The sequence below is a fragment of the Streptomyces sp. NPDC025793 genome, assembly GCF_055558375.1.
In genome coordinates this window covers 121,724-137,840 of sequence record NZ_JBVHMR010000015.1, presented here as the reverse complement: position 1 = coordinate 137,840, position 16,117 = coordinate 121,724, and the positions used below count along the sequence as shown (strand labels likewise).

Here is a 16,117-nt window from a genome sequence, read left to right as displayed (position 1 = left end):
TGTCGACCGTCGGGGGTCCGGTGCCCCGCCGGGTGTGCCCCCTACTCGTACTCGGTGCCGCCCTTCCTCGTCAGATACGCCGGGCTCACCGCCTTCGCGATGGCCCGGCCCCCCGTCACCGCGCTGTACCGCTCCACCGTGGGCCGTATGACCACGCCCTCCCGCAGGTGCAGTCCCCGTCCGGACACGGTCTCCCGGCCGCTCGCGAACTCCCGTACCCGATCGATGTCGTACGGCCCCGCGTACAGCCGGGGCACCAGCGGCAGTTCCCCCGTCAGCAGCTCGGCGGCGTCCAGCCAGCGGACGACGCCGTCGATCTCGGCCGACACGTCGAACGCCGCGTACCCCAGCGTCTCCCGCCGGCCGTCCGCGCCGTAGGCCAGGTCCTGCACCCCCGCGCCGTACACCTCCCCGAAGACGCCGATCCGGGTGGCGCCCAGCCGTTCGCAGAGCCGTGCGGCGGCCTCGGCGACGCCGTGTCCGCGCACCGCCCGCCAGTACAGGTTCCGCGGATCCTCCTTCAGCGCCAGGGACTTGGCGCCGAAGCCCTTGGAGGACACGTACGCCCGGCCCTCACCGGCGACGTACGTCAGCAGGCAGGCCGAGCCGTGCAGCTTCTCCGTGAGGACGACCGGCTCGCCCGGCGTGAAGATGTCCGGGTAGCGCTGGATGTTCTCGATGTCGACCCAGGGCAGCAGCGCGGCCGCCTGCTCGACCTCGCCGTTCATGGTCGGCGGAACCGGCGGCACCCACTTGGTGATGCCCAGCAGCTCGGCGAAGTCCGTGCCTTCGGCCGCCGCGTGCGCCAGGTCGAGGCCGGCCAGCGCCGTCGGCCGGCACACGATGCCCTGCGACAGCTCGCCGCGCAGCCGCACCGCCCTGACCCGGTTGGCCTCGCCGCCCGCCAGCCGGCCGGTCAGCCCCAGCTCCTCGACCAGCCCGGGCGGCAGCACGGCCTGCTCGGGGATGTAGACGGCGGCATCACCGGTGCGGTACGCGCCCTTGGCGACGACCGCGCGGTACAGGCCCACCTGGGCCAGTTCGAGCGCGTCGGCGTTCGGATGCTCGTGGACGGTCAGCACTTCGGCGGTGACGCGCAGCGTCGACATCGCAACTCCTCGGGGAGAAGGGCACGTTGACGGCCCTCAGACGTGTTTCATCACGCCCTACTCTGCGAGCCGTAAACGGCTGGAGCGAGTGGATTGGCGGCTGCTACCGTCGTGATCCTCGGCTCCTGCCCGGCCCCGGGAGCGCGCGTACTGGACCAGGCCCTCCGCGACCAGCTCGGCGTTGCCGGATGCGCGGCGGCCGTCCGGGAGGAACAGCGTGTCCTCCAGGCCGATCCGGGTCGCGAGGCCCGACCGGGCGGCCAGGCGCAGCACCGGCCAGGTGCCGCCCTCCTCGCCGTGCAGCAGCACCGGGCGGCCGTACGTCTCGCCGAGCGCGGACAGCAGGGTCCGTGCCGAGGACTCGGCGCTCGCCGGGTCCGGATCCGTCACCTCGGCCAGCACGCGCAGCACCCTCGGCCCGAGCGGGGAGCGCGCGAACCGGGCCGCGCCGTCCGTGCCGGACCACAGGCCCGCCTCGACGCCCACGCCCCTGTCCAGCAACTGCCGGGCGACCGCTTCGGCGCCCGGCTCGTGCCAGTTGACCGAGGCGAAGTCGGGAAGCGCCGACCAGCTGCGCACCCGCGCGAGCCGGGCCGCGGGGTCGGGCTCCGCCCACGCGCCCGTGGTCACCCCGACCGGAACCGCCACCCGTGCCCGGATCGCCTCCAGCGTGGGTGCGAGGACGCGCGGGGAGAGACTGTCGTGGCCGCACGGCGTCCTGGGGTGGACATGGATCTCGGTGGCCCCGGCTGCCACGGCTTCCGCCGCGCTGCGGGCCAGCTCTTGTGGTGACATCGGCACGCTCGCGCCGTCGACGGCGGAGCGGCGCCCGTTCAGACAGACCTGCACCATGCCCCCGATGGTGGCAGTGGCCACTGACAACGGGCTCGGTCCCGGGCAGGGGTGCGGCATCCCCCTTCGCACCCCCCGAGGGAAGACCCCCCGTTCTCAGGCCGACATCAGCAGCCGTTCGCGCCGGGCGTACTCCAGCACGCGCGCGGTGAGCAGCGGACGCGGGACGAGGATCCCGCAGTCCGTGCAGACAGGGCCGGAGGACGGCTCGTGGTCCAGGCCGTAGCGCCAGACCAGGCGGTCCGCGCCGCAGACCGGGCAGCACGAACCCGGTGTGCGCTCCAGCGCGGTGATCAGGCGGCGCAGCACTTCCGCCAGCGGCTCGTGCGGGTGCACCCGGGGGTCTTCGCACCAGGCGACCCCGAAGCCCCCCCAGGTCATCCGGTGCCAGTCGTCCACGCTGCCCGGCCGGCGCAGCCCGTCGTGCTTCTCCTTCCTGCGCCGCTCGGTGAAGTCGGTCTCATAGGCGAGCCAGACGGACCGGGCCTCCTCCAGCTCCTCCAGCGCGGCCACGAGCCGCACCGGGTCGGGGGAGCGGTCCTCCGGGCCGAAGCCCGCCCGGGAGCAGAGATGGTCCCAGGTCGCCCGATGCCCGTAAGGGGCGAACTTCTCAAGGCACTTGCGCAGTGAGTACCGCCGCAGTGCCAGATCGCAGCCCGGATCGCGTACCTGTCTCGCCAGACTCCGGAAACCCGCCATCGCCCTGCACCTCCGTCACACCTGCACCTGTACTTCGGTCACTTCGGCGTTGCCTCGCGAACCGCGCGCGGCGTCGACGAGTAGACGTATCGACAGGCGATTCGGCTCCATCTCGTCCTGTGGTTCTGCTTGCCGACTCCCAAAACTGACGCATGTTCATCTTTAAAGCTGGGGATACCGGCGGTAACGTTCGGCCACCCCAGTCGCTTGGAGCTGCCATGCCACGGCGAACCCCACGCACCGCCCTTGTCAGACTGAGAACGTCCCGCCGCTTCACCAGGTTCCTGAAGACCGCCTCGATCTGCGTCCTCGTCGGCGGCCTGCTCTCCCCTCTCACGCAGACGGCGGCCTCCGCCGCCACGGCCACCGCCTCGAACGACTACTGCGGCGGCCAGTGCTCCGACATCCTGCCGCCCGGCGAGAACGGCAACGCCACCCTCGCGCAGATCCTGCTCAACCAGGCCTTCGGCACCCAGCCTTCGCACGCCGAGGACCAACTCGGCCCGTACGCGAACCTGGCGAGCGGCTACAAGGGCCTGACCGACGCGACGATCAACAACTTCTTCAACGACTCGTCGTTCGGCGTCCCGTCCGACCAGGTCGCCTCCACCGAGAACCCGGCCGGCCGCAGTGACGTGACGATCGTCCGCGACAAGAAGACCGGCGTGCCGCACATCACAGGCAGTACGCGGTACGGCACCGAGTTCGGCGCCGGATACGCGGCGGCCGAGGACCGGTTGTGGCTGATGGACGTCTTCCGGCACGTCGGCCGCGGCCAGCTGACCTCCTTCGCCGGCGGCGCGGCCGCCAACCAGGGCCTGGAGCAGGAGTTCTACCGCAACGCGCCCTACACCGAGGCCGACCTCCAGGCCCAGATCGACAACGCGGTGGCCAGGAACGGCGCCCGCGGCCAGCAGGCCCTCGCCGACGCCGACGCCTACCTCGCGGGCATCAACTCGTACATCGACGCCTCCGACAGCGGCCGCTACTTCCCCGGCGAGTACGACCTCACCGGCCACAAGGACCCGATCACCAACGCCGGCACCATAGACCACTTCAAGATCACCGACCTGGTGGCGCTGGCCTCCGTCATCGGCACGCTGTTCGGCTCCGGCGGCGGCGGCGAGGTCAACAACGCCGTCTCCCTGCTCGCCGCCCAGCAGAAGTACGGGGTCGAGGAGGGCACCAAGGTCTGGGAGTCCTTCCGTGAACGCAACGACCCCGAGGCCGTGCTGACCGTCCACGACGGATCGAGCTTCCCCTACGGCGGCAAGCCGGACACCGCCCAGGGCGAGGCCCTGCCCGACGCCGGCTCGGTCACCCAGGAGCCGCTCGTCTACGACCGTACGGGCAGCGCGGCCACCACGGCCGCCAGGAGCACCTCCGCCGCCGCGGCGAAGACCACGCTCAGCTCGTCCCACCGCGGGATGTCCAACGCCCTCGTCGTGAGCGGCAAGTACACCGCCGGCGGGCATCCGATCGCCGTCTTCGGGCCGCAGACCGGCTACTTCGCCCCGCAGTTGCTCATGCTCCAGGAGATCCAGGGCCCCGGCATCAGCGCGCGCGGCGCCTCCTTCGCGGGCCTGAGCATGTACGTCGAACTCGGCCGCGGCCAGGACTACTCGTGGTCCGCGACCACCTCGGGCCAGGACATCATCGACACCTACGCCGTCGAGCTGTGCCAGGACGACCACCACTACCTGTACCACGGCACCTGTACGGCCATGGACGAGGTCGAGCAGAAGAACTCCTGGTCACCGACCACGGCCGACAGCACGCCGGCCGGGTCGTACACGATGAAGGTCTGGCGCACGAAGTACGGGCCGGTGGAGTACCGCGCGAGCGTCGGCGGCAAGAAGGTCGCCTACACCACGCTGCGCTCGTCGTACCTGCACGAGGCCGACTCGATCATCGGCTTCCAGATGCTGAACGACCCGGACTACGTCAAGGGTCCCCAGGACTTCCAGAGCGCGGCCCAGCACATCAACTTCACGTTCAACTGGTTCTACGCCGACTCCCGGCACACCGCGTACTACAACAGCGGTGACAACCCGGTCCGGGCCGCCGGTGTCGACGCCGAGTTCCCCGTCTGGGCGCAGCCCGCGTACGAGTGGCGGAACTGGGACCCGGACACCAACACGGCCGACTACACCCCGGCCTCCGCGCATCCCAACTCGATCGACCAGGACTACTACGTCTCCTGGAACAACAAGCAGGCCAAGGACTACACGACCGCGTCCTGGGGCGACGGCTCGGTGCACCGCGGCAATCTGCTGGACGACCGGGTGAAGAAGCTGGTCGCGGCCGGCGGCGTGACCCGGACCCAGCTGGTGCAGGCCATGGCGGACGCGGCCCTCGCCGACCTGCGCGCCGAGGACGTGCTGCCGAAGCTGCTGAAGGTGATCAACTCCTCGGCGGTGACCGACCCCACGGCCGTCGCCGCGGTGAACAAGCTCCAGGCCTGGAGCACCGCGGGCGCGCGGCGCACCGAGACCTCGGCGGGTTCCAAGACGTACGCCGACGCCGACGCGATCCGCATCCTGGACGCGTGGTGGCCGCTGCTGGTCAAGGCGGAGTTCGAACCCGGCCTCGGCAGCGACCTGTACACCGACCTGACCGGCAACCTGTCGATCGACGAGGCCCCGTCCGCCGGACACGGCCCGACCGGCTCGCACGCCGGCAGCTCCTTCCAGTACGGCTGGTGGAGCTATGTCGACAAGGACATCCGGGCGGTGCTCGGGGAGAACGTGCAGGGCGGACTCGCCGAGACGTACTGCGGCGGCGGTGACCTCGGCTCCTGCCGGAACATCCTGATCAGCACCCTGGACCAGGCCGCGGGCATGACCGCCGCCCAGGTCTACCCCGGAGACTCGCTGTGCTCCGCGGGCGACCAGTGGTGCGCCGACTCGATCGTGCAGCGCACCCTGGGCGGCATCAAGCACGGCAACATCAGCTGGCAGAACCGGCCGACCTTCCAGCAGGTGGTGGAGTACACCTCGCACCGATGAGGTGACGCGGACGAGGTGACGCCCCGGCGGCGGGCCGGCTCAGCCGATACGGCCCGCCGCCAGGACCACCCGCGCCAGCTCGGCGTGCACGATGTCGCTGTGCGCCCCGGCCGGCGGGCCGCCCCGGCGGACGACCGACGCCGCGTCCACGCTCACGCACCCCGCCGCCGGCAGCCCCGACGCCAGCGCCGTCGCGAGGTCCAGCCGCGCGGCCCCCGGCACCGCCTGCACCCCGTCGTGCCCCATGGCACCCCACTCCGGCCCGAGCAGGGCCGCGATCTCGCTGCCCACGCACGAGCGGTCGTCCCCCGACAGCCGGGAGGCCAGCGGATAGAACGTGCCGAGCGCGGAGTCGAAGTGCGAGTAGCAGGCCACCAGCGGGCCGTCGATCCGCCGCTGCTGGTCCTTCAACGCCCCCGCCCGGTCCGGGGCCTGCGGCACCCGCTCCGCGAACGCGTAGTGCGAGAAGGCGCCTTGCAGCAGCGTCACCGACTTCACCGCCCGCACCCCGTCGGGCAGCCCGCGCAGCGCGAACGACACCAGCCGCCCGCCGAAGCTGTGCCCCATCAGATGCACCCGCACCCCGGGCACCGCCTCCGCCAGCTTCCCGATCGCCGGGCCGAGTCCGCGCTCGCCGACGGTCCCGGCGCGCCGCTTCATCGTGTAGTACGCCGCCTGCCGCAGCAGCTCCTTGGCGCCCTCCCAGGGGTTCGGGATGCTGAACCCCTCGGCGGGGGCTGCCGCGGGCCGGACCGACGCGAGCGCCTCGGCGAACTCCGCGCACGCGGTCGCCGGGTCCTCGGCGAACACCCGCGGCTCGCCCTCCTCCTCCGTGTCGGCGACGCCGGGCAGCCGCTCCCCGTCGATCAGCCGCCGCACCAGCCGCCCGAACTCGGCCAGCCCCTCGGCGCCGTCCGGCCGTTCGTCCAGCATCCGGGCCAACCGGCCGATCAGCGCCGCCCGGTCCGGGAAGACCGCCACCAACGCCCGTTGGGTGTCCGCGTCCAGCCCCGCCGGCTGCGCCGCCGCGACCGCCGTCGACCTCGGGAAGTCGGGGATCGGCTCGTCGCTGAAGCGCATCGACGGCCAGATCACGCCCACGTAGCCGAGCCGGGCGCGCGGGGCGAGCCCGGGGATCGGGGCGAAGAAACGGCGGTACAGGGCGGTCGCGCCCGAACGGTCGTCGTTCCAGCCGTGGGCGAAGACGATCAGGTCACGGACGCCGCGCTGCGCGACCTGTGCCAGCAACCGGTCGCGCTCGGGGCCGTCCACGTCCCCGTCCGCGTCGAAGGTCAGCTCCCAGTAGGGAGACACGATCGTTCCAGGATCCGCCATGCCGGGCTCCCTCGGCCGTCCATCGGGCCTCACTCGTACAGGAGATACCCCTTTCGCGTACGCCGGAACGCGGCCAGCTCGTCCTGCCAGGCGCCCGTCACCTCGTCCGTGCCCGCGCCCGCGTCGATCATCGTGCGCACCCGGTCCGAACCGGTGAGCTTGTCGATCCAGTCGTCCGGCCGCCAGGCGAAGTCCGCCCAGACCCGCTTCGCGGTCACCAGGAGCGCGATCCCGGTGCGTACCGGGTCGTAGGCGGTCCGGTCCGTCACGTGGATCTGCACCCCGCCGACCGTCCTGCCCGCGAACTTGGAGAACGTGGGCGCGAAGTACGCCTCCCTGAACCGGACGCCGGGCAGGGCGAGTTGGTTCGCGGCGGCGGCCCAGCGGCCGTCGACGCCCTCGGCGCCGAGCAGTTCGAAGGGCCTCGTCGTGCCCCTGCCCTCCGAGAGGTTGGTGCCCTCCATCATGCAGGTGCCGGAGTAGACGAGCGCCGTGTCGGGGGTCGGCATGTTCGGGCTCGGCGGCACCCACGGCAGGGCGGCGGCGTCGTACCAGTCCGAGCGCCGCCAGCCGCTCACCGGGACGGTGTCCAGCGCGACCGGCCGGTCCAGGAACTCCCCGTTGAACAGCCGCGCCAGCTCCGCGACGGTCATGCCGTGGGCCTGCGCGATCGGCTGCCGGCCGACGAAGGTCGCGAACTCCTTGTGCAGGACCGGTCCGCGGGCCTCGCGGCCGGTCACCGGATTGGGCCGGTCGAGGACCACGAACCGCTTCCCTGCGAGCCGGGCCGCCTCCATGCAGTCGTAGAGCGTCCAGATGTACGTGTAGAAGCGCGCGCCGACGTCCTGGATGTCGAAGACGACCGTGTCGACGCCGGCGGCGGTGAAGATGTCGGCGAGGGCCCGGCCGCTCCTGAGGTACGTGTCGTAGACTGGCAGGCCCGTCGCCGGGTCGGTGGAGCGGCCCTCGGAGCCGCCGGCCTGCGCGGTGCCCCGGAAGCCGTGCTCGGGGCCGAAGACCGCCGTCAGCCTCACCCGGGGGTCCCGGTGCATCACGTCGACGATGTGCAGGGCGTCCCGGGTGATGCCGGTGGGGTTGGTGACGACGCCGACGCGCTGGTCCGCCAGCAGGGAGTAGCCGTCGGCCGCGAGCCTTTCGAAGCCGGTTCGCACGCGTTCGCGGTGCATCGGCGGGCGTGGGGCGGCGGCCAGCGTGGCCGATGCGAGGAGGTTCCGTCGGGACAGAGGCATGCCTTGAGGGTGGTGCGGTCGCTCTTCCTTTTACACATACCGACTGGTTAGTCTGGCGAGCGCTGAGCCGAGTCGCGTCGTGTCGAAGGAGACCGATGGTGGAAGCCGTGCAGGATGCGGGAGTGGTTGTCACGGGGGCGGGCGGAGGGATCGGGGCCGCGCTGGCCCGGCGGTTCGCCGCCGAGGGGGCGCGGGTCGTCGTGAACGACCTGGACGCCGAGAAGGCGAAGGCGGTGGCCGCGGAGATCGGCGGGACCGCCGTGCCCGGCGACGCCTCCGCGATCGTCGCCGACGCCCGGGACGCACTCGGCGGCACCGTCGACGTCTACTGCGCGAACGCCGGGGTCGCCTTCGAGGACGGCGGTGCGGGCGGGCCGCTCGACGAGCGGTCCTGGGCGCTGTCCTGGGACGTGAACGTCATGGCGCACGTCCGCGCGGCCCATGAGCTGCTGCCCGACTGGCTGGAGCGCGGCCGCGGCCGGTTCGTGTCCACCGTGTCGGCCGCCGGGCTGCTCACCATGATCGGCGCCCCCTCCTACAGCGTCACCAAGCACGGCGCCTACGCCTTCGCCGAGTGGCTGGCGCTGACGTACCGGCACCGGGGCGTCAAGGTGCACGCGATCTGTCCGCAGGGCGTGCGCACGGACATGCTGGCCGCGACCGGCAGCGCCGGGGAGCTGGTGCTCCAGTCGACCGCGATCGAGCCGCAGGCCGTCGCGGACGACCTGTTCCGGGGGATCGAGGAGGATCGCTTCCTGATCCTGCCGCACCCCGAGGTGGCCGGTTTCTACCAGGCGCGCGCCGCCGAGCCCGACCGCTGGCTGCGCGGCATGAACCGCATCCAGCGCACGTGGGAGGAGGCCCGGTGAGCCGCCCTTCCCGGTACGCCGACCGGCCCTGGCTCGCCCTGCTCGACGAGGCCCAGCGCGGTCCCGTCGACCCCGCCGACTCGCTGGTGCACGCGCTCGCCGCCGCCGTCGCCGAGGCCCCCGACCGCAGCTTCCTCGCCTACTTCGACGCCCGGCTGAGCTACCGCGAGGTGGACGCGCTGAGCGACTCCGTCGCCGCCCACCTCGCCGCGCGCGGGCTGGAGCGCGGTGACCGCGTGGCCGTGCTGCTCCAGAACTCCCCGCACTTCGTGCTCGCCCTCCTCGGCGCCTGGAAGGCGGGCGCGGTCGTCGTCCCCGTCAACCCGATGTACAAGTCGGCCGAGGTGGGGCACGTCCTGCGGGACGGCGAGGTGACCGCGCTGGTCTGCTCCGACCGGGCCTGGGAGTCGTATCTGCGCGAGCCGGCGGCCGGCTCGCCGGTGCGGATCGTGCTCACCGCGTCCGAGCTGGACTTCCAGACGCGTGACGACGCGCGCGTGCTCGGGTTCGAGCGGCCGTCGCGGGCCGCCGACGCCGACGATCTCGTGGCCGTCGCCCGGCAGGGCGGTACGGCGCCCGAGGGCCGCGCTCCGCGTCCGGACGACATCGCCCTGATCAGCTACACCTCCGGCACCAGCGGCACGCCCAAGGGCGCCACCAACACGCACGCCAACATCATGCACAACGCCGAGCGGCAGAGCACCGGGCTCGGGCTGCCCGAGGCGCCCGTGTACTACGCGCTCGCGCCGCTGTTCCACATCACCGGCATGGTCTGCCAGTTCGGCGCCTGTCTGAACAGCGCGGGCACCCTGGTGCTCACCTACCGCTTCGAGCCCGGGGTCGTCCTGGAGGCGTTCGCCGAGCACCGCCCGCACTACACGGTCGGCCCCGCCACCGCCTTCATGGCGCTGGCCGCCCGACCGGACGCGACGCGCGAGCACTTCGCCTCCTTCGTCAACATCTCCTCCGGCGGCGCCCCCGTGCCGCCCGCCCTCGTCGAGGGGTTCCGGGAGCGCTTCGGGCCCTACATCCGGGTCGGCTACGGCCTCACCGAGTGCACCGCCCCCTGCGCCTCCGTCCCGCCCGGCCTGGAGGCGCCGGTGGACCCCGTCTCCGGGACGCTGTCGGTCGGCGTGCCCGGCGCCGACACGCTCGTGCGCATCCTGGACGAGCGGGGCGAGGAGGTGCCGTTCGGGGAACAGGGTGAGATCGTCGTGCGCGGCCCGCAGGTCATACCCGGCTACTGGCGGCGCCCGGAGGCCACCGCCGAGACCTTCCCGGACGGCGAGCTGCGCACCGGCGACATCGGCTTCATGGACGAGCAGGGCTGGCTTTACGTCGTCGACCGCAAGAAGGACATGATCAACGCGTCCGGCTTCAAGGTGTGGCCGCGCGAGGTCGAGGACGTGCTCTACACCCACCCGGCGGTGCGCGAGGCGGCCGTCGTCGGGGTGCCCGACGGCTATCGTGGCGAGACCGTCAAGGCGTATATCAGCCTGCGTCCGGGCGCCGAGACGGACCCGGACGAACTCGCGGTGTACTGCAAGGAGAGACTTGCGGCTTACAAGTACCCGCGTCAGGTGGAGATCCTGCCCGAGCTGCCGAAGACGGCGAGTGGGAAGATCCTCCGCCGGGAACTGCGTTCCCGCGCGCACGACGAACACTGAGCACCATCGAGCGACACGGAAAGGCAGGTGGCCGGCAGTGCCCAGGACGACGGACGGGGACGGGACACCCGTCCCGCAGCGGCTGCTGGCCGCCGCCACCCGGCTCTTCGCCGAGCAGGGTTACGACCGCACCTCGGTGCAGGAGATCGTGGAGGCGGCAGGCGTCACCAAGGGCGCGCTGTACCACTACTTCGGCTCCAAGGACGACCTCCTGCACGAGGTGTACGCGCGCGTGCTGCGCCTCCAGATGGAGCGGCTCGACCACTTCGCCGACATGGCCGCACCGGTCGAGCAGCGCCTGCGGGGCGCCGCGGCGGACGTGGTCGTCACGACGATCGAGAACCTCGACGACGCGATGATCTTCTTCCGCTCGATGCACCATCTGAGCCCGGAGAAGAGCAAGCAGGTCCGCGCCGAGCGCAGGCGCTACCACGAACGGTTCCGCGCGCTGATCGAGGAGGGCCAGAAGGAGGGCGTCTTCTCCACGGCGACCCCGGCCGATCTCGTCGTGGACTACCACTTCGGCTCGGTCCACCACCTGTCGACCTGGTACCGCCCGAACGGCCCGCTCACCCCGCAGCAGGTCGCCGACCACCTGGCGGACCTGCTGCTGCGGGCGCTGCGGCCGTAGCGACGCACGGGTAAGGGGCGCCCGTCCGGCGGACGCCCCTTACCCGTGCTCCCTGCGCCGCCTTACAGGTACTTCTTCAACTCCCGCCGCGCCAGCGACCGCTGGTGCACTTCGTCCGGGCCGTCCGCCAGCATCAGGGTGCGGGCGCTCGCGTACAGCTCGGCCAGCGGGAAGTCCTGGCTCACGCCGCCCGCGCCGTGCAGCTGGATCGCCCGGTCCAGGATGCCGACCACCGCGCGCGGGGTGGCGATCTTGATCGCCTGGATCTCCGTGTGGGCGCCCCTGTTGCCGACGGTGTCCATCAGCCAGGCCGTCTTCAGCACCAGCAGCCGCAGCTGCTCCACCGTCACCCGGGCATCGGCGATCCAGTTCTGGACGACCCCCTGCTGGGCCAGCGCCTTGCCGAACGCCGTACGGGACACCGCGCGGCGGCACATCAGCTCGATCGCGCGCTCGGCCATGCCGATCAGCCGCATGCAGTGGTGGATCCGGCCGGGGCCGAGCCGGGCCTGGGCGATGGCGAAGCCGCCGCCCTCCTCGCCGACGAGGTTCGTGACCGGCACGCGCGCGTGGTCGAAGATCACCTCGGCGTGGCCGCCGTGCGAGTGGTCCTCGTAGCCGAAGACCTGCATCGCCCGCTTGACGATGACGCCCGGGGTGTCGCGCGGGACCAGGACCATCGACTGCTGGCGGCGGATGTCGGCGCCGTCCGGGTCCGTCTTGCCCATCACGATGAAGATCTTGCAGTCCGGGTTCATCGCTCCGGAGATGTACCACTTGCGGCCGGTGATGACGTAGTCGTCGCCGTCCCGTTCTATGTGGGTGGTGATGTTGGTGGCGTCGGACGAGGCCACCTCCGGCTCGGTCATCGCGAACGCCGAGCGGATCTCGCCGGCCAGCAGCGGCTCCAGCCACTGCTTCTTCTGCCGCTCGTCGGCGAACTGCGCCAGCACTTCCATGTTGCCGGTGTCGGGCGCGGCGCAGTTCGTCGCCGTGGGCGCGAGATGCGGGGAGCGGCCGGTGATCTCGGCCAGGGGCGCGTACTGGAGGTTCGTGAGGCCCGCGCCGTACTCGGCGTCCGGGAGGAAGAGGTTCCACAGGCCCTGCCTGCGGGCCTCGGCCTTGAGCTCGTGGACCACGGCCGGGGTGTCCCAGGGGGAGGCCAGCGCGGCCCGCTGCTCCTCGGCGACCGCTTCGGCGGGGTAGACGTACTCGTCCATGAAGGCGAGCAGCTTGGCGCGCAGTTCCTCGGTGCGCGCGTCGAACGCGAAGTCCATTTCTGGATCAGCCTTCCTGAAGAGTGGTCAGTCCGTGGTCGATGAAGACGGGTACGAGATCGCCGATCCGGTCGAAGCCGCGCCCCACCGTCTGGCCCAGCGTGTACCGGTAGTGGATGCCCTCCAGGATCACGGCGAGCTTGAACCAGGCGAACGCCGTGTACCAGGAGACGGCGGACACGTCGCGCCCCGAGCGCGCGGCGTACCGCTCGACGAGCTCCTCGGGGGAGGGGTGCCCGACGGCCGTCGCGGTCGTGGAGATGGGGGAGTCCGGCAGCTCCAGCGGGCGGCTGTACATCACCAGCAGGCCCAGGTCGGTCAGCGGGTCGCCGAGGGTGGACATCTCCCAGTCGAGGATCGCCTTGATCCGGTCGTCCTCACCGATGAGGACGTTGTCGAGGCGGTAGTCGCCGTGCACGACGGCCGGGGCGGGGGAGACGGGCAGCTCCCGGCCGAGGGCCGCGTGCAGTTCGTCGATGCCCGCCAGTTCGCGGTTGCGGGAGGCGTCGAGCTGCTTGCCCCAGCGGCGCAGCTGGCGGTCCAGGAAGCCCTCGGGGCGGCCGAAGTCGGCGAGGCCCACCTCGGCGGGGTCCACCGCGTGCAGCTCGACCAGCGTGTCCACCAGGGACAGCAGCGCGTTCCGGGTGCGCTCGGCGCCCAGCGGGGCGAGCTGCTCCGCCGTGCGGTACGGAGTGCCCTCCACGAACTCCATGACGTAGAACGGCGCCCCGAGCACCTCCGTGGCCTCGGGGTTCTCGCACAGCAGCACCGGACGCGGCACCGGCACCTGCGTCGGGTGGAGGGCGCTGATCACGCGGTGCTCGCGCTTCATGTCGTGCGCGGTGGCCAGCACATGGCCGAGCGGGGGCCGCCGCACGACCCACTTCGAGGTGCCGTCGGAGAGCGCGTAGGTGAGGTTCGACCGGCCGCCCTCGATCAGCCGGCCGGTCAGCGGGCCGGCGACGAGACCGGGGCGCTCGCGGTCGAGCAGGGCGCGCAGCCGGTCCAGGTCGAGTCCGGGCGGGTGGTCGGCGCTCATACATCACTCCTACGAACGGGTGAACAGGACCCGTTCATGATGCCGACCGGTCGGTATGTCGTCCAGTGCGCGTGCCGAAGACGCGTCCGAACGTGACCGGAGCCACGTCGGGCCGACGGCTCCCCGGCGCGCCGCCCGGAGAGCCGTCGGCCCTGGTTCCGCCCGGGTCAGTGGTCGTCCCAGTGGTCCCCGTGCTCCGCGTGCCGGTGTCCGTCGTGCAGATAGTCGACGTGGTCGCCGTGGCGCACCTGCGCGTGCCCGCACTCGTCGTGGTGCACGTGCTCATGGCCCTGGTGCGGGGCGTGCCCTGCCGGTTCGCACTCGTCCCAGTGGCCCTCGTGCTCGCGGTGCAGATGTCCGTCGTGGGCGTAGTCCGTGTGGTCGCCGTGCGGCACGGCGCTGTGCCCGCAGTCCGGACCGTGGCGGTGTGTGCCGTGCTCGGTGTGTTCCTGGTGAAGGGTGGTCATGCTGCTCACCTTCGGGGGCGGGATCTCGCCCGCAGGGGGCGGTCGTGGCGGGATGCGACGCCGCACAGGCTACGCGCGGATGGTAAATATCCGAACATATGGGACGCGTGGCGCGGCCTTCGCGGTGAGTACGGCGGCCACGGCGGCGGAGAGAGTCGTACGACGCCGGGCCGGCCGGCGCGCACCGCAGCCGGGCGTTCCGCACGAAGTCGCTTACGCGGCCGACCCCGCCGGCCGCTCACCTGCCGGCACGGAACGCCCGCAGCCGCTCGTACGCCGCGCGCCCGTCCGGCACCCACTCCCACTCGGTGAGCCGCCGCTCGACCTCCTCGTCGGGCAGGAAGGCGTGCCACTCGACCTCCTCGGCCTGCGGGCGCACGGGCAGCTCGCAGCGCACCTCGTACACCGCCGACCACCAGCTGTTCCCGGCCCCGTCGTCGTACAGGAACTTGAACAGGAACTCCGGCCGGGGCAGCCCGCTCACCCCCAGCTCCTCCTCGGCCTCCCGCAGCGCGGCCTCGTCGTAGGACTCGCCCGCGCCGACGACCCCGCCGACGAACAGGTCGTACAGCGAGGGGAAGACCAGCTTGGTGGCCGTGCGCCGGTGCACGAAGAGCCGGCCGGCCGCGTCCCGGACCTCGATGAACGCACAGCGGTGGCGCAGGCCCCGGGCGTAGGCCTCGCCGCGCGGGTACCGGCCGACGACCCGGTCGTCCTCGTCGACGATGTCGAGGATCTCGTCGGCGGGGTTCACGTCGGAGGAGTTCACGTCAGCAGGGTTCATGCCCTCATCCAAGCAGGACCCGGTGACAGCCCCGGGGTTCAGCGGCGCTGGAGGTCGAGGGCCGGGGGCTGCGCCTGCGCCGGGCCGCACGGCATCGCCGGGTGCAGCCCGAGCAGCACGATGCCCGCGACCACGGCCGCGAGCCCCGCCGCCTCCCAGGCCAGCGCCCCGGTGTCGGTGCGCAGCCGGTCGCCCAGGAAGCCCACCCCGCACAGGATCCCGGCCAGCGGCTCCGCGGCGGTGAGCGCGGGCAGCGACATGCGCAGCGGGGCCGTCTCGAACGCGCTCTGCACCAGGACCAGCCCGGTGACCCCGCACACCAGCACGCCGTACGGCTGCCAGCCGGTGAGTAGTTCCGGGAAGCCGCCGGCGGCGAAGCGGGTGCCGCTGACCCGGGTCAGCGCGTCCTGCACGCCGTACAGCAGCCCGGCCGCCGTGGCCAGCAGGACCGGGCCCCAGCTGAGCCGGGAGCGCTTGCCGTACGTCGTGAGCACCAGGGCGGCGCCGACCGTCAGGCCGATGATCAGCCAGTGCCGCAGCGGATCGGTGACGGCATGCCCGGCGCGCGGTTCACCCGCCGTGATGAACGCGCTCACCCCGCCCGCGAGCAGCAGCAGACCCGCCCAGCCCTGCCGGCCCAGGGGCTGTTTCGTCTGGTACCGGGAGAGGGCGAGCGCGAACAGCAGGTTGGTCGCGAGCAGCGGTTCCACCAGGGAGATCTCGCCCTCGCCGAGCGCGACGGCGCCCAGCACCATGCCGGACACCATCAGGGCGAGCCCGCCCAGCCAGCGCGGCACCCGCATCAGGTCGAGCAGCAGCCGGAACGACAGGAAGTCGCCGAGCGGTGCCTGCTGGGCGGCGTTCTGCTGGAGCACGAAACCGAAGCCCAGACAGCAGGCCGCGCTCACGGCGACAAGGAGAACCAGAACGGACACGCTGCGTACCTCGATCATCGGGCCGGACCACGGGCGTGTAAGGGCCGACTGTAGCGTCCCGGGGGCGGTGTCGACCCGGAAGCGCCCGCACCCGGAGCAGTCGGCGGGCGGTCGGCTCGCCATGTTCCGTGGCCGCGTCCGTCCGCGCCATGGCGTACGCCACAACCGCTCGCCGACCGCCCCGCCCGCCTCCCG

Annotated in this window: 14 protein-coding genes; 4 read left to right on the top strand and 10 right to left on the bottom strand. The window is 72.2% G+C overall.

Features of this window, described 5'->3' with window-relative positions:
• Positions 1-41 precede the first annotated feature (41 nt).
• The 3 genes from ACZ4MF_RS26975 to ACZ4MF_RS26965 form a co-directional block, all read right to left on the bottom strand.
• Complete coding sequence (locus ACZ4MF_RS26975; protein WP_467494490.1) at positions 42-1,109, bottom strand: RNA ligase (ATP); 1,068 nt, start codon at positions 1,107-1,109, stop codon at positions 42-44.
• Positions 1,110-1,166: 57 nt separating this feature from the next.
• A complete protein-coding gene (locus ACZ4MF_RS26970) occupies positions 1,167-1,961 on the bottom strand; it encodes a 3-keto-5-aminohexanoate cleavage protein (RefSeq protein ID WP_467494489.1) in 795 nt (264 codons plus the stop codon).
• A gap of 96 nt (positions 1,962-2,057) precedes the next feature.
• Positions 2,058-2,660, bottom strand: a complete 603-nt coding sequence (locus ACZ4MF_RS26965) for a hypothetical protein (RefSeq protein ID WP_467494488.1) — start codon at positions 2,658-2,660, stop codon at positions 2,058-2,060.
• A gap of 218 nt (positions 2,661-2,878) precedes the next feature.
• Between ACZ4MF_RS26965 and ACZ4MF_RS26960 the strand changes: the two genes are divergently transcribed.
• A complete protein-coding gene (locus ACZ4MF_RS26960) occupies positions 2,879-5,668 on the top strand; it encodes a penicillin acylase family protein (protein ID WP_467494487.1) in 2,790 nt (929 codons plus the stop codon).
• Between the two features lie 39 nt (positions 5,669-5,707).
• Here ACZ4MF_RS26960 and ACZ4MF_RS26955 read toward each other — a convergent pair whose 3' ends face one another.
• The gene (locus ACZ4MF_RS26955; protein WP_467494486.1) at positions 5,708-7,003 is read right to left on the bottom strand and encodes a serine-threonine protein kinase; all 1,296 of its coding nucleotides are present in this window, start codon (positions 7,001-7,003) and stop codon (positions 5,708-5,710) included.
• Between the two features lie 29 nt (positions 7,004-7,032).
• Positions 7,033-8,253: an exo-beta-N-acetylmuramidase NamZ family protein gene (locus ACZ4MF_RS26950; protein ID WP_467494485.1), complete on the bottom strand. Its 1,221-nt coding sequence runs from the start codon at positions 8,251-8,253 to the stop codon at positions 7,033-7,035.
• A gap of 95 nt (positions 8,254-8,348) precedes the next feature.
• Between ACZ4MF_RS26950 and ACZ4MF_RS26945 the strand changes: the two genes are divergently transcribed.
• From ACZ4MF_RS26945 to ACZ4MF_RS26935, 3 genes are read left to right on the top strand one after another with little or no spacing between them, the layout of a single operon-like run.
• Complete coding sequence (locus ACZ4MF_RS26945) at positions 8,349-9,122, top strand: SDR family NAD(P)-dependent oxidoreductase (RefSeq protein WP_467494484.1); 774 nt, start codon at positions 8,349-8,351, stop codon at positions 9,120-9,122.
• A complete protein-coding gene (locus tag ACZ4MF_RS26940; RefSeq protein ID WP_467494483.1) occupies positions 9,119-10,789 on the top strand; it encodes a class I adenylate-forming enzyme family protein in 1,671 nt (556 codons plus the stop codon). The genes ACZ4MF_RS26945 and ACZ4MF_RS26940 overlap by 4 nt, the downstream gene beginning before the upstream one ends.
• 37 nt (positions 10,790-10,826) lie before the next feature.
• Entirely contained in the window at positions 10,827-11,420 is a 594-nt protein-coding gene (locus ACZ4MF_RS26935) for a TetR/AcrR family transcriptional regulator (protein ID WP_071375821.1), read from the top strand.
• A gap of 62 nt (positions 11,421-11,482) precedes the next feature.
• Here ACZ4MF_RS26935 and ACZ4MF_RS26930 read toward each other — a convergent pair whose 3' ends face one another.
• From ACZ4MF_RS26930 to ACZ4MF_RS26910, 5 genes are all read right to left on the bottom strand, one after another.
• Positions 11,483-12,697 (bottom strand): acyl-CoA dehydrogenase family protein, encoded by a 1,215-nt coding sequence (locus ACZ4MF_RS26930; protein WP_467494482.1) that lies wholly within the window; start codon positions 12,695-12,697, stop codon positions 11,483-11,485.
• A gap of 7 nt (positions 12,698-12,704) precedes the next feature.
• Entirely contained in the window at positions 12,705-13,736 is a 1,032-nt protein-coding gene (locus ACZ4MF_RS26925) for a phosphotransferase family protein (RefSeq protein ID WP_467494481.1), read from the bottom strand.
• A 167-nt stretch (positions 13,737-13,903) separates the two neighbouring features.
• On the bottom strand, positions 13,904-14,203 hold the full coding sequence (locus ACZ4MF_RS26920) for a hypothetical protein (RefSeq protein ID WP_356022457.1): 300 nt from the start codon (positions 14,201-14,203) through the stop codon (positions 13,904-13,906).
• 238 nt (positions 14,204-14,441) lie between these two features.
• The gene (locus ACZ4MF_RS26915; RefSeq protein ID WP_467494480.1) at positions 14,442-14,987 is read right to left on the bottom strand and encodes an NUDIX hydrolase; all 546 of its coding nucleotides are present in this window, start codon (positions 14,985-14,987) and stop codon (positions 14,442-14,444) included.
• A gap of 38 nt (positions 14,988-15,025) precedes the next feature.
• The gene (locus ACZ4MF_RS26910; protein WP_356022455.1) at positions 15,026-15,922 is read right to left on the bottom strand and encodes a DMT family transporter; all 897 of its coding nucleotides are present in this window, start codon (positions 15,920-15,922) and stop codon (positions 15,026-15,028) included.
• Positions 15,923-16,117 lie beyond the last annotated feature (195 nt).